This window comes from Pseudomonas sp. BGI-2, assembly GCF_004310295.1.
Lineage (GTDB): Bacteria > Pseudomonadota > Gammaproteobacteria > Pseudomonadales > Pseudomonadaceae > Aquipseudomonas.
In genome coordinates this window covers 1-18,807 of sequence record NZ_SISB01000001.1, presented here as the reverse complement: position 1 = coordinate 18,807, position 18,807 = coordinate 1, and the positions used below count along the sequence as shown (strand labels likewise).

General features: G+C 58.9%; 14 protein-coding genes and 5 pseudogenes. 16 read left to right on the top strand and 3 right to left on the bottom strand.

Going from position 1 to position 18,807, the window contains the following annotated elements:
- The first annotated feature begins 41 nt into the window (after window positions 1–41).
- The 12 genes and pseudogenes from EYC95_RS00090 to EYC95_RS00035 all read left to right on the top strand — a co-directional run bounded on the left by EYC95_RS00090 (window position 42) and on the right by EYC95_RS00035 (window position 11,879).
- The gene (locus EYC95_RS00090) at window positions 42–1,130 is read left to right on the top strand and encodes an AI-2E family transporter (protein WP_131058532.1); all 1,089 of its coding nucleotides are present in this window, start codon (window positions 42–44) and stop codon (window positions 1,128–1,130) included.
- Complete coding sequence (locus tag EYC95_RS00085; RefSeq protein ID WP_131058531.1) at window positions 1,127–1,858, top strand: hypothetical protein; 732 nt, start codon at window positions 1,127–1,129, stop codon at window positions 1,856–1,858. Before EYC95_RS00090 ends, EYC95_RS00085 begins: the two co-directional genes overlap by 4 nt.
- Window positions 1,859–1,879: 21 nt before the next feature.
- On the top strand, window positions 1,880–2,344 hold the full coding sequence (locus EYC95_RS00080) for a MaoC family dehydratase (protein ID WP_131058530.1): 465 nt from the start codon (window positions 1,880–1,882) through the stop codon (window positions 2,342–2,344).
- Between the two features lie 103 nt (window positions 2,345–2,447).
- Complete coding sequence (locus tag EYC95_RS00075; protein WP_165557406.1) at window positions 2,448–3,632, top strand: patatin-like phospholipase family protein; 1,185 nt, start codon at window positions 2,448–2,450, stop codon at window positions 3,630–3,632.
- Between the two features lie 166 nt (window positions 3,633–3,798).
- Entirely contained in the window at window positions 3,799–4,296 is a 498-nt protein-coding gene (locus EYC95_RS00070) for a hypothetical protein (protein WP_131058529.1), read from the top strand.
- A gap of 252 nt (window positions 4,297–4,548) precedes the next feature.
- Window positions 4,549–4,812 (top strand): annotated as a pseudogene (locus EYC95_RS00065) (patatin family protein); the annotation flags it as partial.
- Window positions 4,813–4,880: 68 nt separating this feature from the next.
- Window positions 4,881–6,170, top strand: coding sequence for an FAD-binding oxidoreductase (locus EYC95_RS00060; protein ID WP_131058528.1), 1,290 nt, complete (start codon window positions 4,881–4,883; stop codon window positions 6,168–6,170).
- A 25-nt stretch (window positions 6,171–6,195) separates the two neighbouring features.
- A complete protein-coding gene (locus EYC95_RS00055; RefSeq protein ID WP_131058527.1) occupies window positions 6,196–6,750 on the top strand; it encodes a helix-turn-helix domain-containing protein in 555 nt (184 codons plus the stop codon).
- Window positions 6,751–6,770: 20 nt separating this feature from the next.
- Window positions 6,771–8,111, top strand: a complete 1,341-nt coding sequence (locus EYC95_RS00050) for a glutamine synthetase family protein (RefSeq protein ID WP_371928397.1) — start codon at window positions 6,771–6,773, stop codon at window positions 8,109–8,111.
- Window positions 8,112–8,459: 348 nt separating this feature from the next.
- Window positions 8,460–11,021: a nitrite reductase large subunit NirB gene (gene nirB / locus EYC95_RS00045; RefSeq protein WP_131058526.1), complete on the top strand. Its 2,562-nt coding sequence runs from the start codon at window positions 8,460–8,462 to the stop codon at window positions 11,019–11,021.
- Entirely contained in the window at window positions 11,021–11,398 is a 378-nt protein-coding gene (gene nirD / locus EYC95_RS00040; RefSeq protein WP_131058525.1) for a nitrite reductase small subunit NirD, read from the top strand. Before nirB ends, nirD begins: the two co-directional genes overlap by 1 nt.
- A gap of 40 nt (window positions 11,399–11,438) precedes the next feature.
- The gene (locus EYC95_RS00035; protein ID WP_131058524.1) at window positions 11,439–11,879 is read left to right on the top strand and encodes a CBS domain-containing protein; all 441 of its coding nucleotides are present in this window, start codon (window positions 11,439–11,441) and stop codon (window positions 11,877–11,879) included.
- Between the two features lie 15 nt (window positions 11,880–11,894).
- On the opposite strand, the gene EYC95_RS00030 is transcribed toward EYC95_RS00035, so the two are convergent.
- Window positions 11,895–12,539 (bottom strand): MliC family protein, encoded by a 645-nt coding sequence (locus EYC95_RS00030; protein WP_131058523.1) that lies wholly within the window; start codon window positions 12,537–12,539, stop codon window positions 11,895–11,897.
- 305 nt (window positions 12,540–12,844) lie between these two features.
- Between EYC95_RS00030 and EYC95_RS00025 the strand changes: the two genes are divergently transcribed.
- The 3 genes and pseudogenes from EYC95_RS00025 to EYC95_RS30920 all read left to right on the top strand — a co-directional run.
- Window positions 12,845–14,620: a SulP family inorganic anion transporter gene (locus EYC95_RS00025; protein ID WP_131058522.1), complete on the top strand. Its 1,776-nt coding sequence runs from the start codon at window positions 12,845–12,847 to the stop codon at window positions 14,618–14,620.
- A gap of 147 nt (window positions 14,621–14,767) precedes the next feature.
- Window positions 14,768–14,911, top strand: a pseudogene (locus EYC95_RS00020) (zinc-binding dehydrogenase); the annotation flags it as partial.
- Between the two features lie 50 nt (window positions 14,912–14,961).
- Window positions 14,962–15,036: pseudogene (locus EYC95_RS30920) on the top strand (hypothetical protein); the annotation flags it as partial.
- 106 nt (window positions 15,037–15,142) lie between these two features.
- Here the strand turns inward: EYC95_RS30920 and EYC95_RS00015 are convergent.
- Window positions 15,143–16,029 (bottom strand): annotated as a pseudogene (locus EYC95_RS00015) (DUF2950 domain-containing protein).
- Between the two features lie 26 nt (window positions 16,030–16,055).
- Window positions 16,056–17,499 (bottom strand): annotated as a pseudogene (locus EYC95_RS00010) (DUF3300 domain-containing protein).
- A gap of 454 nt (window positions 17,500–17,953) precedes the next feature.
- On the opposite strand from EYC95_RS00010, the gene EYC95_RS00005 reads away from it, so the two are divergent.
- Entirely contained in the window at window positions 17,954–18,595 is a 642-nt protein-coding gene (locus EYC95_RS00005) for a dTMP kinase (protein WP_131058521.1), read from the top strand.
- The last annotated feature ends 212 nt before the right edge of the window (window positions 18,596–18,807 follow it).

Sequence of the window (18,807 nt, the reverse complement as noted above, 5' to 3'; positions counted from 1 at the left end):
ACCGATCCGCTACCGTTGCAGTGATCTGCAAGGAGGCATCCGTGGAGCCCGCGTCCTCTTCCGAGAAAACGCTCACTCGCACACTGCTCGATGTGCTGATTCGTGCCGGGTTGATCGCCGTTCTGGTGCTGTTCTGTTTCGAGATATTCAGCCCGTTCCGCGACTTGATGCTGTGGTCGCTGATCCTGGCGATCACCCTCTATCCGCTGCAAGAGCGGCTTCGGGGGATGCACAAACCGGGGCACGTCGCGACGCTGATCATCCTGGTCGCCATCGTCATCCTGATGGTGCCGATCTACCTGCTGGGCACCTCGATTGCCGACTCCGTCGAGCATGCGATGGAAATCGTCAAGGGCGGCGGTTTTCACATTCCGCCGCCGGCCGACTCAGTCGCCAATTGGCCACTGGTGGGCCAGCCACTCTCTGATTTATGGCTGCAGGCCTCAACCAATCTTCCCGACCTGACCGCGAAGTACGTACCGCAGATCAAACACGCCAGCCTGGGCCTGTTGGGTAAACTGGCCGGCGTCGGCATGGGTTTCCTCACGTTCATCTTCGCCTTGATCATTGCCGGGATTTTCATGGCCCATGGTAAAGGTGGCAGCCGCGCCGCGGTCCAAATTGCCTCGCGCGTCAGCGGTCCGGCCCGTGGACCTAAAATCGCCGAACTCTGCACCGCCACGATTCGTGCGGTCGCGCTGGGTGTGGTTGGCATCGCCTTCATCCAGATGCTGCTGGTGGGCCTCGGTTTTGTCTTCAAGGGCATCCCCGGTGCCGGTTTGCTGGCCTTGGCGGTGCTGCTGCTTGGCATCATGCAGTTACCGGTGACGTTGATTACGCTCCCGGTGATTGCCTTTGTCTTCGCCACGGAAGGCGCCAGCACCACGACCATCATCTTCGCTATCTACGTGTTCATTGCCGGCCTGGTGGATAACGTCCTCAAACCTTTGCTGTTAGGACGCGGTGTCGACGTGCCGATGCCGGTGGTGCTGATCGGCGCCTTGGGTGGCATGGTCACCAGCGGCATCATCGGGCTGTTCATCGGCCCGGTAGTGCTTGCCGTCGGCTATCAATTATTCTGGCAATGGGTGCAGGATCGACCGCCGGAGGGAGGAGGACCGCCACTATGAGTGCGCAGTATCATCAACTGCTGGATCAGGTGCTGACCGCCCATGGTGGTCTGGACCGCTGGAACAGCTTCGACACCGTCCGCGCCACGCTGGTGACCGGTGGTTCTCTCTGGGGCGCGAAAGGGCTGACGCAGGACAGCGCCCCCCGACAGATGACTGTGTGGCTGCACGAACAGAAAGCCTCGGTAACCCCCTTCGGTGGTCCGGACAAACGTACGGCCTACACACCCGACAGAATCGCCATCGAAACCACCGACGGAAAGGTGATTGCCGAGCGCCAGACGCCGCGGGAATCCTTCCGCGACCACGACCAAAACACCCCTTGGGATCCACTGCATCGCGCGTACTTCAACGGCTATGCGCTCTGGTCCTACCTGACCATGCCGTTCCTGTTCACGTTGCCGGGTGTGGTGACCGAGGAAATCGAACCCTGGCGAGAGTCCGCGCAGCGCTGGCGCCGCTTGCGGGTGCACTTTCCCGAAAGCATCGCCACCCACTGCGCCGTGCAGGATTTCTACTTCGGCGAAGACTTCCTGTTGCGTCGACACGACTACAACGTCGACGTCAGTGGTGGCATGCCTGCCGCCCAATATGTGTCTGACTACATCGAAGCTGACGGGTTGCGCATGCCTGGCAAGCGGCGTGCCTACCGACGCGCAGAGGATGGCCAGGCTAACAAGGATGCGTTGCTGGTGGCTATCGATCTCAGCGAACTCGGCTATTCGTAATACTCTTCGGAAGGATGAATCATGACCGTACATTCCTGGGAAAAACTCTACCTCGATGACCTGAGCCTGGGTCAGCAGTTCGAAAGCGACAGCCTGCGTGTTCATCGAGCATCGATGCTGGCCTTCGCTCAGGAGTACGACCCGCAACCGTTTCACCTCGATCCCGAACTCGCCGAGCTGAGCCTGTTCCGCGGCCTGGTCGCCAGCGGCTGGAACACCGCCGCCCTGACCATGAAGCTGCTGGTGGAAAGCGTGCCGTTGGCGGACGGCATCATCGGGCTGGGCATCGAGCTGAGCTGGCCGACGCCGACTTACCCGGACGACCTGTTGCGCCTGCAATGCACCGTGCAGGCCATCGACCCGTCCAGCACCAAGCCAGATCGGGGCGTGGTGACGATGTTCATGGAAACCCTCAATCAGAATGACAAGGTGGTACAACGAGCCACTGGCAAACTGCTGGTGTTCAGAAGACCACCGCCTGACTGAAAAGTAGTCAGGGGTGCGTGGGGCGCGCGCATGATGGCTGAGGCCCAATTCATGAGTCAGTCGAGCGCGTGCTCTCTCGATGGCAGGGACCGGAGGAGGCGTTTTGAAACCATTTCTGCCCAGGCCCAGCGCCTCAACCATGAACATGCTGCGTGAGGGCTGCCTGCAACGCCGTGACGCGGTGCCGCAAGCGCTGACGGAACAAGCGGTCATCCCGGGTATCCCGAATGCGCGCTACTGGCTGGATCAGGACCTGACGCTGTTCATTCGGGACGCGACTTTAGCCAACGATCGAGAGGTCGAGGCGCTCGCCGACTCAGCGTTGCCGCCCGATATGCTGCCACGGGGCTATTACCTGGCCATTTCGGGGGGCGGCGACGCCGGCACCTTCGCGGCGGGCATCATTGCGGGCTGGACCTTGCATGGGAGCCGGCCTGCGTTCAAGGTCGTCACCGGCATCAGCGCGGGCGCTCTGGTCGCCCCGTTCGCTTACCTGGGACCTGAGTACGACAGCGTCATACTGGGGATCTGCAGCGCAATCGGTCCAAAAGACGTGTTCCATTCGCGAAGTGTGCTGACCCGCCTGGCCAGCGACGGCATCGCGGACAGCAAGCCACTGGCGCGGCTCATTGCCAAATACATTACCGCCGACGTGCTCGCGGCCATCGCCGCGCAATACGCCAAGGGACGACTGCTGATGATCGGCACCACCGATCTGGATGCCGGGCGTCCCGTCACCTGGAACATGGGCGCGATTGCGTCCAGCGGAGCACCGGGAGCGCTGCACCTGTTTCGCAACATCATGATTGCGTCGATGAGCATTCCCGGCGCCGTCTCGCCGGTGATGATTGATGTAGAGGTCGACGGCAAACAGTTTCAGGAAATGCACGTGGACGGAGGCGTCCTCACTCAGGTTTTCCTTTACCCCCCGGGCACCGTGGTAGCGCTGAACAGCGTGACCGGCGCGCGTATACGCCGGGAACGGCATTTCTATGTCATTCGTAACGGCAAACTGGTGCCGCAGTGGTCCGGCACCAAGCGCCGTACCTTGAGCATCGGCGGGCGCGCCATCAGCACATTGATCCAGACCCAGGGGATCAGCGACCTCGATCGCATTTACCGCATCGCCCAGCAGGACGGGGCGGACTTCAATCTGGCGTACATCGGCGCCGACTTTCATTTTCCGCGCAATCAGAAATTCGATGGCGAGTACATGAAACGTCTGTTCGATTACGCCTTTCAACTCAGCGCGAAAGGCTATCCCTGGCATAAATCGCCGAACGCGTGAAGGTGAGCTTGGTCACTCAATGTACTACCGCACAACTTAATTCCTGGTTAGATGGCTGTGTCCCAGTCAATGGAATACTTGACGTGCATTATCCGACCAACGGTACTTAAAGCGCTGAAAAACTGTTATTTCTAACAGTAGCCATGCTGCCGGTCAGGGAGGACGATTGACGTTCAACTTCAGTAAAAAGGACGCTGAAATGACAAGTCAAACGGTGAATCTAAAAACGTTAATTGGAAAGGAAGTTATTTTTGCTAACGATTCTGAACAATATTCTGGAGTGATTGAGTCTGTTAATGCCAGCCAAATCATATTCGATGGCGCGGGATTTGGTGACGGGTCGGAGTTGGACGAAGCCGTTCGTGAACTAGAATTACCTCCTGAATTGCTGGCCGCATACTTTGCTGAAATCAGTACTTGTGTAGTATCTTTCCAAGATCTCAACGGACATTATTTTTTAGATGTTGAAAGTGGTGTCGAAGGGGTGGTGACAGATTGGAATGCGGCCTTGGGGTCTATCAATATTGATGTTACAGACATTGCTCCTGAGCCCAATGTTCCCTACACCCCGGAACCACCTCAAGTCTACCGTCCTAAACCTGATGGGGACAACACTCCAAAATGGATTTGGGATAATTATAAAAATGGTGGCCGTTCAAGCTGATAAGTTAGCATTCAAAGATAAAAAGATGTCTTGCAGCTAATTTGTTGTCTGTATAAATATAAAACCTCGCGCAGACGAGGTTTTATATTTTTATTTGCCATGAAGATCCTTTAAGACGGCGCCCCGCCGTTCCCCATAGCAGTCGATATAGTATGAACGAAATGCTGAGCCGCCTCCCAGCAACTTATTGCGGACGGTTATGTTGGTGAACATCGTTGAAGGAGCGCGTAAACGCCCAAAACGGAACCGTAGTGGTCCGGAACCCAGCGCCGTACCTTGAGCATCGGCGGGCGCACCATCAGCACCTTGATCCAGACCCAGGGGATCAGTGACCTCGACCGCATTTACCGCATCGCCCAGCAGGATGGGGCGGACTTCAATCTGGCGTACATCGGCGCCGATTTTATTTGCCCGCGCAATCAAAAATTCGACGGCGAGTACATGAAGCGTCTGTTCGATTACGCCTATCAACTCAGCGCGAAAGGCTATCCGTGGCATAAATCGCCGAACGCGTGAGTTGTCCGAATGAAATTTATGCTGTAGTTTTTCATGAAATTATAAAAAGATAATTTCATGAGGCTTGTATGTTTCAGCAGTCCACGCAGCATGTCGCCAGCTATTACGCCCACAGTTGCGCTGATCGCCTGACCACCCGACCGGCGCTTGCCGGTGAGCAAAGCACTGAGGTTGTGATCATCGGTGCCGGCTTCAGCGGCCTGCATACTGCGTTGCGCCTGGCGTTGGCCGGCAAACGCGTGACGCTGCTGGAAGCCAGCCGGGTGGCGTGGGCAGCGTCGGGGCGCAATGGCGGTCAGGCCATCCTTGGCTGGTCGTGCGACATGCCACCGCTGGAAGCAGCGCTGGGCTACGAACGTGCGCGACGGTTGTGGGACGGCATGCGCTGGGCCGCGCAAGAGCTGCGTGAGTTGCCGGCTCGCCATGGTTTCGACTGTGACTATCGCGCCGGCCATTTGTGGACCTCGGTCATGCCCCGTCGGGTCAGTCTGCTGACCGAGTGGCAGCGCGAAGCCAGTCACAAGTGGGGCCACGATGACTTGCAGTTCATCAGCCGTGAGCAGTTGCCGGAATGGGTAGCCAGCGACCGCTACCAGGCAGGCCTTTATGACCCCGAGGGCGCTCACCTCAACCCGCTGAAACTGGCCCTCGGCCTAGCCGCCGCCATCGAACGGGCGGGCGGCCGTATCCATGAGCAAAGCAAAGCCTTAAGTTATCGAGAGGAGGGCGGTCAGTTCCTGGTGAACACCGAACGCGGTTCGGTTCGCGCGGATGTGCTGGTGCTGGCCTGCAATGCCTACCTCGATCGGCTTGACCCGCAACTGGCCAGTTGCGTGTTGCCGGTGGGGACTTATCAAGTTGCTACCGCACCGCTGACACCGGAGCAGGCCACCGCGCTGCTGCCGAGCAATGTCTGTGTCACCGACAACCAATTCGTCCTCGACTATTTCCGTCGCACGCCGGACAACCGCCTGCTGTTCGGCGGTGGCTGCACGTATCTAGGCGGCATGCCCCGGGACATTGCCGGCGCGACCCGGCCATTTCTGGAACGGGTTTTCCCGCAGATCAAAGGCATAGAGCTGGAATTCGCTTGGGGCGGGCACATCGACCTGACGCTCAAACGCACGCCTGACATTGGCCGGTGGGGTGATCGCTACTGGCTGCAAGGCTACTCCGGACATGGCGTGCTGCCGACGCTGGCCGCCGCCCGCGCCGTGTCCGACGCGATTCTCGGCCAGACCGATGAACTGGCGTTGTATCAGGGCTTGAGTAACCCCAGCTTCCCCGGCGGTAAATACCTGGCGGCGCCGCTGGAAGCCATCGGCAAGGCGTGGTATCGACTGCGCGACAGTATTTGATGAATTACTTGGCGGATATCCAGGCATGAACAAGCAAGAAGAAATCGCTGCGCTGGCGATCCTTATTCACGATCTGCGCAAGCACAAGAAATACACCTTGAAGGACCTGGCCGACCAGATCGGTCGTTCAGTCGGCTTTCTCTCGCAAGTCGAACGCGGCCTGTCACGGCCCACCGTGGCAGACCTGACGGCGATCAGCGAAACCCTGGGCGTGCCGACGACCTACTTCTACAGCCTGCCAAAACCCAAGGAACTGCCGTGGGTCACCCGGCCGGATGAACGCCGCACGTTGTACTACGCCAATGGCATCACCGACATTCTGGTGTCGCCGAAAATGCGCGCTTCGTTTTCCATGCTCGAAAGTCACCTCGAAGCCGGCGCCAGCAGTGGCGAGCGGCATTTGACTGACAGCTCGGAGCAGGGTGGCTACGTGCTCGAAGGCGAGTTGACGCTGTGGTTGGGCGATGACGACGCCGTCACCTTGCAAACCGGCGACAGCTTTCAGTTCGACAGCCATACCCGTTGCCGTTACGGCAACCTCACCGAGCACCTCACGCGAGTGCTTTGGGTCTACACCTGATAATCACAATAGGACCAACGATGATGGACGCTGATCTGCTGGCCGAGGTGCAAGCCTTCCGCCAACGCTACCCTGATGTACGTTACGTCGACCTGATTTCCCTCGACATTCCGGGGCACTTCTACGGCAAGCGCTATCCCGTGGACATGCTGGAAAAGGTCGCGGCCGGCAGCGCGCTGAAACTGCCGCAAAACTGTGTGCTGCTGGGCGTGCAGGGCGGGTTGTTCAAGATTGGCGATTACTGCTTTAACGACGGTGACCCGGATGCGCTGCGCCGGCTGGTGCCGGGCACACTCAAACCGGTGAGCTGGGAGTCGCAACCCTTGGGGCAGATGCTGATCACCTCGGACGGCACCGAAAACCCGATCGTTTTCGAGCCGCGCCAGGTCCTGGCGCAGGTGCTGGACAGGCTCGCGGGCAAAGGTATTCATCCGGTGGTGGCGTTCGAGCTGGAGTTCTATCTGTTCGATAAAAAGCTGCGCGACGGGCTGCCTCAATTCCCCCGGGATGGCCTGACCGACGATGCCGATGATCAACCGAACATGCACATCGAGCGCCTGTCACGCTTTGCCCCGGTGCTCGATGACATGGTCGAGGCGTCACGGGCTCAAGGCATCGATTCCACGGTGATCACCGCCGAGCTCGGTCCGGGCCAGTTCGAGATCAATTTCGGTCATCTCGATGATGGTTTGCGTGCGGCGGACTGGGCGGCCCTGTTTTGTCGCAGCAGCCGTGGCGTCGCGCTGAAACACGGTTACCGCGCCAGTTTCATGGCCAAACCTTACTTGCAGCACCCGGGCAGCGGCATGCATGTGCATGTCAGCCTTTACGACGCTGCCGGCAACAACATCCTGGCGGCGAACCAGCAGCAATCGTTGCGTCATGCCGTTGCAGGTTGTCTGGAATTGCTGCCGCATTGCATGCCGATTTTCGCGCCCAACCAGAATGCATTTCGCCGTTTGGGCGGCACGACGAACATCGCCACGCGGGCGAGCTGGGGGTTTGAGGATCGCGATGCGTGCGTGCGCATTCCGGAATCGGATGCGAAAAACCTGCGCATTGAACATCGCCTGTCCGGCGCCGATGCCAACCCATACCTGGTGTTGGCGGCGATTCTGGTTGGACTGGAACATGGTCTGGAAGCAGGCAACGAGCCGATCCAGCCGCTTAACGACGACCGCAACAGCGGGGTCGACTTCCCGCTGGAAATGCTCGAAGCGGTGCGCGCCATGCAGTATCAGCCACAGCTGCGCGAAGGGCTGGGCGCGGAGTTCGTGGACGTGTATTGCGAGAACAAGCGCCAGGATCATCTGGCGTTCATGCAGGAGATCAGTGCGCGGGAGTATCGCTGGTATCTGTAATCCAGGCATGCCGATGCACTTTAATAAAGCTTTCGTGCGGCGGCATGCACTAAGCCAAGGCAGAAACTGCAGAGTTCATACCCTTTAAGCCCCGGCGGGAGCCGTAAAACCGCGACAATCAGCGCTTGGCACAATCGCTGCATTACATCGACCAGGCCCACCGTGAACGCATTCGAGTGGGCAGCCCCCTCGGTCAACGACGATCGATTCGTGGGCAACATCGGTGGATCAGGCAGAGACGTCTGGTTTCAACACCGCAAAAGAACAGGCAAAGACGCCTGGAACCGCAAGGTTTCAGGCGTTTTTTTTTGCATTTTGAACCGTGATGGGCTTAGCCGGGTGCTTCTTATGAATTCCAATGTGGCCGCGTTGAACAAGCTGCAAACGCTGATCGTGATCGGTAATGGCATGGTCGGACACCATTGTGTCGAACAGCTGATCGAGCGCGGCGCCCTTGATTACTATCAGCTGCACGTGTTCAGCGAGGAGCCGATGCGTGCCTACGACCGCGTGCACCTTTCCGAATACTTCACCGGCCGTGATGCCGAGTCGCTCGCCTTGGGTGAAGCCTCGCTGTACCAGACCCCGGGTGTCACCTTGCACCTGGGGGTGCCGGTGCTGGAAATCGACCGCGTCCGGCGCGAGGTGATCACCGCGCAAGGGTGTGTCGCCTACGACAAATTGGTCCTGGCCACCGGGTCCTATCCATTTGTGCCGCCAATCGAAGGTGCTGAGGGCGATTCGCGTCTGGTGTACCGCACCCTTGAAGACCTCGATGCGATCCGTGCCGCGGCGGCCAACGCCCGACGTGGCGTGGTGGTCGGCGGTGGCCTGCTCGGGCTGGAAGCCGCCAACGCCCTGAAAAGCCTGGGCCTGGAAGCCCATGTGGTGGAATTCGCCCCGCGCCTGATGCCGGTGCAGCTGGACGAACAGGGCGGTCGTGCGCTCAAGGCACAAATCGAACGCCTCGGCGTCGGTGTGCACCTGTCACGCGGCACTCAATCGATCAGTGCCGGCGAGGAATATCGCTACCGGATGAATTTCGCCAATGACGAATTTCTTGAAGCCGACCTGATCGTGTTCTCGGCCGGTATCCGCGCGCAAGACACATTGGCCCGCCAGTGCTCGCTGGAAGTCGGCCCGCGTGGCGGCGTGGTGATTGACGACCAATGCCTGACCAGCGATCCGCACATCTATGCCATCGGCGAGTGTGCCGCGTGGAATGGCAGCATTTTTGGCCTGGTCGCCCCGGGATACCAGATGGCGCGCGGTGTTGCTGCCCTGCTGTGCAACGAGGCTGCCGAGCCGTTCATGGGCGCGGACATGTCGACCAAGCTCAAGCTGTTGGGCGTTGATGTCGGCTCCATCGGTGATGCCCATGGCAGCACGCCGGGCTCGCGCAGTTATCAATTCATCGACGAAACCACCGCCAGCTACCGTCGGTTGGTGGTGGATGCGACCGGCAAGCACGTACTCGGCGCGGTGCTGGTCGGTGACAACAGCTATTACGATACGCTACTGCAATACATGCAGAACGCGATTGCGCTGCCAGCGGAACCCGCCAGCCTGATTCTGCCGTCGTCCGAAGGCGCACCGACCCTGGGCCCGGGCGCGTTGCCCGAGTCGGCCACGGTGTGCTCGTGCCACAACGTCACCAAGGGCTCCATTTGCTCGGCCATCGACGGAGGCTGCACCGACCTCGGCCTGCTCAAGTCGCAGACCAAGGCCTGCACTGGCTGCGGTGGTTGTGCAGGGCTGCTCAAGCAGGTGTTCGAGCATGAACTGATTGCCCGTGGCGTCAGCGTCGACAAAAGCCTGTGCGAACACTTCGCGTACACCCGTCAGGAACTCTATGCGCTGGTGCGGGTAGAAGGGGTGATCACCTTCGAAGAATTGCTGACCAAGCATGGCCGTGGCCACACCGGTTGCGACGTGTGCAAACCGGCGGTGGGCTCGATCCTCGCGTCGTGCTGGAACCAGCCGATCATGGACGCCTCGCTGGTGCCGCTGCAGGACACCAACGACACCTTCATGGCCAACATGCAGAAAAACGGCACCTATTCGGTAGTACCGCGCATTCCCGGTGGCGAGATCACCGCCGACAAACTGATCGCCATCGGCGTGGTAGCGAAGAAATACGATCTCTATACCAAAATCACTGGCGGCCAGCGGATCGACCTGTTCGGCGCGCAGTTGCATGAGTTGCCTGACATCTGGGCCGAGCTGATTGAAGCGGGCTTCGAAACCGGGCATGCCTACGGTAAATCCACCCGCACGGTGAAGTCCTGTGTCGGCAGCACCTGGTGCCGTTACGGCGTGCAGGACAGCGTGAAAATGGCGCTGGCCATCGAGGATCGCTACAAAGGCCTGCGTTCGCCGCACAAGCTCAAATTCGCCGTGTCCGGTTGCACCCGCGAGTGCGCCGAAGCCCAGAGCAAAGACGTCGGCGTGATCGCCACCGAGAAGGGCTGGAACCTTTACATCGCCGGCAACGGTGGCATGCGCCCGCGTCACGCCGAGCTGTTCGCCACCGACCTGGACGATGAAACCCTGATCCGCTACATCGACCGTTTCCTGATGTTCTACATCCGCACCGCCGACAAATTGCAGCGCACTTCGGTCTGGCGCGAAAGCCTGGATGGCGGCCTCGATTACCTTAAGGATGTGATCATCCACGACAGCCTCGGCCTGGGTGAAGAGCTCGAATCGCAGATGCAGTTGGTGGTCGACCGCTATGAATGCGAGTGGGCCAACGCCCTCAAAGACCCGGAAAAACTCAAGCGTTTCCGCACCTTCGTCAACGATAAACGCCCGGACCCGGACATCCACTTTGTCCAGGAACGCGGTCAACGACGCCCGATCATGGCCGCCGAACTCAACCTTATCCCTGTTACCGAGGAGATTGCCTGATGAGCCAGTCCACTACCCACCGCATCGCTTCCCTGGAAAACACCGATGCCTGGCAAACCGTGTGCGAGCAACAGGACCTGGTCAGCAACTCCGGCGTCGTCGTGTGGCTCGACGGCGCACAAGTGGCGCTGTTCTACCTGCCCGGAGCCGAGGGCAAGACCCTGTACGCCATCGACAACCACGATCCGCAATCCGGGGCGAATGTCATCGGTCGTGGCTTGATCGGCAGCATCAAGGGCGACCTGGTGGTTGCCTCGCCGATCTACAAACAGCATTTCCGGCTTGCGGACGGCAGTTGCCTGGAGTACCCGCAACAGCGTTTGCGGGTCTGGCCGGTGCGGTTGAACGGTGGGGTGGTGGAAGTCGGGGTTGTTTGAAGGTCATTAACAGCATCGCGCAACAGCATCGGAGCCACATATGAAAACAGCCGCACAGCTGCTCAAACTAAAGGTCGTGCAAAACCGTCAGGTGCATAGCATCGCGCCGGATGAAATGGTTCTGGAGGCCCTGAAGATCATGGCCGAAAAGAACGTCGGCGCACTTCCCGTCATCGAAAAAGGGCAGGTGGTCGGGGTGATCAGCGAGCGCGACTATGCCCGCAAGGTCGTGTTGCAGGGGCGTTCTTCGGTGGGTACGCCGGTGCGCGACATCATGAGCGCGCCGGTGGTGACTGCGCCGAGTCAGCAGAGCATCGAACGCTGCATGGCGGTCATGACCGACAGTCATTTGCGTCATCTGCCGGTGGTGGACGATGGCGAGCTGATCGGCCTGTTGTCGATTGGTGATCTGGTCAAGGAAGCCATCGTCGAGCAGGCCGATCTGATTCGGCAACTGGAACACTACATTCGCGGGCACTGAGTTGCGCCAAAGCCATCAACCAACCGGCTCGACCGTACAACTCATTTCCCTTGAGCCAGGCTTCTGGAAAAGCACTGCGCCACCGTCTTGCCAGAAGCTGTAGTTGCCCTGGTTATCCTTGCCGGTGTATCGGGCACCATAGTCACTCTGTACTTGGCTCAAGGTGATCGCGGTGTTCGCCCATTTCATGTACACGACACCCGGCTGCGTGCGGAAGAAGGTGGCAGAAATCAGCGCGTTAAACCCTTCGCAACGGAACGCCAGGGGGCCTTCGGTGAGTCGGTCCGGATCCTTGGTTCTGACAATGGCCGAGCCTTGGCGTAGCTGGTGTGCGCGCTCGACGTAACCTCGGATGATGCACGTCTTCAGCTCCGGCCCGGCGGCGCAATCATTGCGGGCATTGATCCAGAACTGCTGGTCGATGATAACTTTGTCCGGGGGCGGAACTGAATGCGCATCCGTGAGCGCCAGGCGATAAAGACGCGTCAGTTCAATATCCATCTGCGTCAGTTGCGGATCGCGACAGATCAGCTTCTCGACGGATGCCTTGGCCTGAGCGCAGTCGATGCTGGGAGGGGACGTTGCATTCGCACAGAGACTCGCCGCCGCGCAAAGGCTGGCAGCGAGCAGACGGGTGAAAGGGGTCGTGACCGTTTTCATGCTGGCTTCACCTAGATCATTACGTGATGCCCGGATTGCCGTGGACCTGGCGATCCGTTGAACAGTCATTCGTGTGCATTGGGTGTACGCAGTGTAAGTCAGTGCTCAGAACTTGCCATGTCCGCTTGGCGGCGGATGTCGCTCAAAGTCCTATGTCACGCCGCTGACCACTCCGCCCGGAGATGGCTGGATGGCAGGAGGAGGGCACGCAATGTTCTCCCAGCAGCTATGCTTTTTTTACCGATTTCAAGCGCCATGACCTTTCTTCAACCGTCTCAGGCTTATCCGACACGGAGGCCAAACCTATGAACGGTTCCAATAGTTCACCTCCGGAGCCGGGTCGGATTGCTGTGCGAGTGAAGGCGGGTGACCAGACGAGGTGGGGGCGCTGGATGCCGGGTCTCCATGCGCTGCGCGAATACCCGTTAGCCTGGTTGCGGCACGACATCGTGGCCGGCCTGGTGCTGACCACCATGTTGGTGCCCGTCGGCATCGCTTACGCGCAAGCTTCGGGCATTCCCGGTATCTATGGGCTCTACGCAACCATCGTCCCGCTAATCGCTTACGCATTGTTCGGGCCGAGCCGGATTCTGGTGCTGGGGCCGGACTCTTCATTGGTTGCAGTTATTCTCGCCGTCGTCCTGCCTCTGTCCGGTGGCGATCCACAGCGTGCCGTAGCGCTGGCGGGCATGATGGCGATTGTCTCAGGGACGGTATGCATCCTGGCCGGAGTGGCACGTCTCGGCTTCATCACCGAGCTGCTTTCCAAACCGATCCGCTACGGTTACATGAACGGGATAGCGCTGACCGTGTTGATCAGCCAACTGCCCAAGCTCTTCGGTTTTTCGATCGAAACCGACGGACCACTGAGAAACCTGTGGGCGATTGCCACCGCGATCATGGAGGGAAAGACCAACGGGGTAACGTTCATGGTCGGTGCTGCCACTCTGGCGGTCATCCTGCTGCTCAAGGGCTACAAGCGCCTGCCGACCATCCTGATCGCCGTGGCAGGGGCGACCATCGCGGTGGGTGTGCTGGACCTCGCTGCGCGCGCAAACGTTTCGGTCCTCGGCACGCTCCCGCAAGGCTTGCCGGCGTTTGCCATCCCCTGGATCACCACCGCCGATGTTGTCCCTGTGCTGGTCGGCGGTTGCGCCGTCGCCCTTATTTCGTTCGCGGACACCAGCGTGCTTTCCCGTGTCTATGCGGCACGGACTCGTACTTATGTCGACCCGAATCAGGAAATGGTAGGGCTTGGCATTGCCAACCTGGCCGCTGGATTTTTCCAGGGCTTCGCCGTTTCCAGCAGCTCTTCACGTACCCCGGTGGCAGAGGCCGCCGGTGCCAGAACCCAGGTAACTGGAGTCGTCGGCGCGCTTTGTGTCGCCTTGCTGTTGTTAGTGGCGCCGAACCTGCTGCAGCATCTACCGACAAGCGCATTGGCTGCGGTGGTGATTGCATCGGCGATTGGCTTGATCGAGATCAGCGACCTGCGACGAATCTATCGCATGCAACGCTGGGAGTTCTGGCTATCGATCGCCTGCACCATTGGCGTGGCCGTTTTCGGTGCGATTCAGGGCATCGGGCTCGCGATCGTGATTGCCGTCATCGAATTTCTATGGGATGGCTGGCGACCGTATTCGGCGGTGCTGGGTCGCGTCGAGGGCATCAAGGGTTACCACGACATCCAGCGTTATCCCAACGTGCACCTCATTCCCGGGCTGGTGCTGTTTCGCTGGGATGCACCCTTGTTTTTCGCCAATGCCGAATTGTTCCAGGACCGCGTGCTGAATGCCCTGGCAGCATCTCCAACGCCTGTGAACTGGCTGGTCGTCACGGCGGAACCAGTGACCAGCGTGGACGTGACGTCTGCGGACATGCTGGCCGACTTGGCGGATACCCTGCAGGCAGCGCAGATCAAATTGTGCATCGCCGAAATGAAGGACCCGGTCAAGGACAAGCTCAAGCGATTCGGCTTGTACGCGCGACTTGGCGAAGAGGCATTTTTCCCCACTATAAATGCCGCGGTCAGCAGCTATCTGATGACGTATTCGATGGGTGGGGAGGAGGAAGATCGCTGAGCGATTTAGCCAATCTCGATCGCGTTGAACCAGCGTGACAAGCGTGAAAGCACCACCGAGTGCGTCATCCGCCGCCGGCGCGTAGAGGACACGCCGCCTGTCATGAAATGAAAAGCCATTGTTGTCTGATGAGAAGCGGCTGGTCAGATCGGTCTGAACGTCATCGGCACCGTATCCATCGAGGTCAAGGGCGAAATTGCCAAGGCCCATGGCTGCGACCATGTCATCAACTACAGCCACGAAGATGTCGCCCAGCGCGTGCGCGAGTTGACGGACGGTGTGGGCGTCAACAACGGCTCGGTCACCGCCCCCGACGGTTTTGCCGAGGCCTATCAAGCCTTGCCCGTCTGCTGCCGCGCATTCACTCGTTGAGCGCCTCGGCCAAGGCAGGCAGCGAGTGCCTTTATGCGTTGTAAGCCGAGCAGTTCTGACAGGACGAGGACCCCCACCATGACGGCGACAACAATAATTCCGCCCGCCGACGGCGCCTATGCCTATCCGTTGCTGATCAAACGCCTGCTGCTATTCGGGATCTATTTTCACCGCCTTCCAACTGTCGTCTGGATCGAAGCGTTTCATCGACTGGGCCAGTTTGCCGCCATTGGGTCCCAGGGCTTTCTCAAATACTTGTCCTTCATGGCTGATCATGAAGATCATCACCCCAGTGTCGTCGTACTTTGCCGGCCAGGCGATCAGCGCAAAACCACGGCTCATCTTGTCACCGATGAGGTAGCTGAAGGCACCGCCAGGTGCTGAAGGTCCTTGGCCCTCAAGGATACGGAAGCGGTAACCATGCCAATCTTCACCGGCAATGGTTTTGCCGAACGAAGGCCCCAACGGGCTGATCTGGCCGCTATCGTCCTCTGCCCAATAGAGCCCGTCATGCTTGCCGGGCGTGCTAAAAATTTTCTGCGCATATTCGAGTGCGCCGTCACCGTCGCGATCCACTGATGCGTAGTCCATCTGGGCATCGTGATAAGTCAGCACCGCTTGCACCGCGTCGAGTTCGTTGCGACCGATTCGCCGAGCCCGGATTTCTGCGTTACCGGCCTTGATGTCGAAGCGCCAACCGTTGTCGACTTTTATCAGGGGAATGGGCAATGTCCAGTGGCTATTGCCAACCGACAGTAGCGCTTTTTTGTCGCTGGTTTTCTCAATCCGATGCTGTTCGCGATATTCCTTCAAAAACGCGTCGACATCGCTGCGCTGCACACCTTCGCGCGGGATGTAACTGTGCCATTCATCTCCCAGCAACTCGGTGAGGCGAGCCTGATCAGCGTGCTCCGTGCCCAGTGCCTCGACGAACGCTTCAGCGGCCTTTCCGGCGTTGGAAAGGATTGCTGCGCCGTAGCCATGCACGACCATGCCACACCGGCCGCTATCGCCAATAGGGGATAAAGCTTGCCCATGAGTGACTTGACTCGATACTGGTTTTTCAACGACGGCCCCCCCTTGAACGTGGTGCACTGGACGGCCTGCGGATCTGATGACCGGCAGATCGTGCTGCACTGGGGCGCTGGGCGGAAACCTGGCTGGCCCGGCCACGGCTGGCTTGTGCGTTGGACTGGGACGGCGAGCGCGCGTCGGCGAATGCATTGTTGCGGGCGCTGCCGGCGGAAGAGCGATTTTGCGCAGCCTGGCGCGGCTGTGCGGAGTCCTGTCTGAGTTGATTGACCTGCGCGTTTTGTCTGCCTGACGGCTGATTATCCCGAGTGTTTCTCGCAGTGCCTTGGCCCCTGTCAGGCGATCTCGATCTGTCCGTATCCGCCTGCATTCGATTGCTTGCCGAGGTTCCAGACTGGGCTGCGCGAGCTCGATCACGGGCTTCGCGATTAGTGGTGGCAGGTCTTTCGATACCGGCCCTGTCCATGGAACTACGGGCTTTTTCACGAGCCTGGGCTCGCTGTGCATTGTCACCCCGAAAGGCTTCGCGTTGATTGGCACCGTCCAGTTGCCGGCCGAATTGTTCGCGGCTGCGAGTGTCCCGATAGGGGACACCATCACGATGAGCGGCGTTGTGCTGCCACTTGTTATTGGTGATTTGATTGTTTCGATTGATGTTGTTGTAGCGGTTGACGTCGATGTCTATGTCGTTATTGCCCCAGTCACAATTACCCCACAACGAGCCGACGATCGCCACACCGGTACCAAACGCCAGCCCGGCCATCAAAGCCTGACCGGGGTAATACGCGGGTGGCGGTGGGTAGTACGCGGGACGGCGAAGCAGGGTAGGGCCAGGTGCCGTAGGTTGTTGTCGGGTTATAGGTGGGAACGTACACCACCTGCGGATCAGAGGGCTGAATGATGATGGTGGAGGTGCTATTGGCCGGGGCAGGGGCCGAAGTAGTGGGCGCGGGTGCCGCCTGAACGGTCACGTTCTGGTACTGGTTGCTCTGAAGGTTGCCTGCTGTTTGGGCCTGACGACGCAAGCGTTGCACGCCGTTCATGAGATCGCCGGTTGCGCCAGAAAAGCATCACCCAGGCGCTGCACCCAAACGGGATCCTGCCCCAGCGTTGCCAGGACCTGAGGGAAAGCGTCCAGCGCCTGAACGCTTGGATCCCAAGGCTGGCTCGCCACTTGTTTGACCGCATCATCGCCCTTGGCGTCCGGGTGAGCTTTTAGACCAGGTTACCGCTTCGGCGATTTCCCCGAGATACGTGGTCGCCATGAGGACCTGTGCAAGCAATGGATCGGGGTAGAGCGCAATGGGAGCCAGCATTTGATCAAGCTGTTCCTGGGTAAACACGGCGTCTTTGCCCGCTGTCGTGACGGGCGCTGTTTCAGCAACGTTTGCGGACGCCTCCAGTGCCTGCGCCAGACACAAAGGCCCAGTTAAAACCAGTACGACTGACACCGCGTAAAATAACGAAATACGCATTGCCTTACCTCTTTGTGGCCGGGCAGGTTTGGAATGACTGGGTCAATGTCGGGAAGGTGAAAGCAGGTTGCTTCAATGCCTCTCACTAAGGGTAGCAAACATATTTTTTCATGAGTTCAGCGCAGCCGCTTTATCGAGCGAAGTTTAGTTTTGGATCTGTTAGCCCATAGGCAAAGACCCGAGGAAGGAAACTGATGCGACCAGCGGTCCGTCTCTGGCGGCGGGTCGGGTTGTGGCAGAAGTTCCGCCCTGACACAGCATTATTCTGATGGACGATGACCGATGTCCATAAGTGGCTGTAACCCTGGATTTTGAGACCCGTTCGCCAGAAACCGGGTTAGAGTGTCATCAATGTCTGTTCATCAGGTCCCTCCACTCGATTCGCGTAGTCGCGCCAAGCGGTTCCAGCGAACGAACCGGGCAAAAAAACCATATATCAATCGTTGTTTGAAGAATGAATCGTCCGCTGTTTGTTTCTCTAGATGGGCCCAAGGGAACCGGCAAAACCACACTGTTGGAAGCCGTTACGAAAGTACTGAGGGCAGACAACAAAAAGGTGATCCGACTGTGCGAGAAAAAAAGCGATCCCTATAGGGGGGAAACAATGGCCCTCGTTAACAAGCTCGTCAGAAATCCCACCCGGGATTTGGAGTTGGGGGTTTGTGAGCGCTTTGCTGATAGCCGCACCTGGATTTCCCAGCACGTGCTGGCTAAACAGCCACCAGGCAGCATCATCCTGATCGATCGCTGGTACCCGTCTGATGCCGCGTTTCGCAGGATAGTCCCGTTTGCAGAGATTCTACAGTTGAACATCGATCGAAACGTGCGAGTGCCAGACCTGCATGTCGGGGTTGTCACTGCCCCTGAAATTTCATGGGCGAGGGCAGCGGGACGACGGCGTGGGCTGAGCAGTACTGTGATCCATAAGCTGGAAGAACATGTCGCTTGTACCAATGCGTTCGAGCGTGCGATTGCAGATCACGGCTGGGTTTTATGCCGTAATGAAGGAACGATCGAAGACGCAACGATGCAGGTGATTTCTGAAATCTATAGAGTCCTTCGTCTTCGGCCCGAGCTGGCGCCAGCCCACCGTTGAATTGATGGGGCCGAATCCAGTTGTACCTGGAAACATGCACAAGCATAGGAAGTTCCGCACAGACACATCGTTTAACATAATATACATTATGCGAACCTTCCTATACAGACGCGGGAGCGTCTGGTGGTCAGATTTGAAGCCTGACGCGCGGCTTATCGCACAAGCCTGAGCGATATCCTTCATCTGCTGGCAGATATCCGATCAGGCATGAA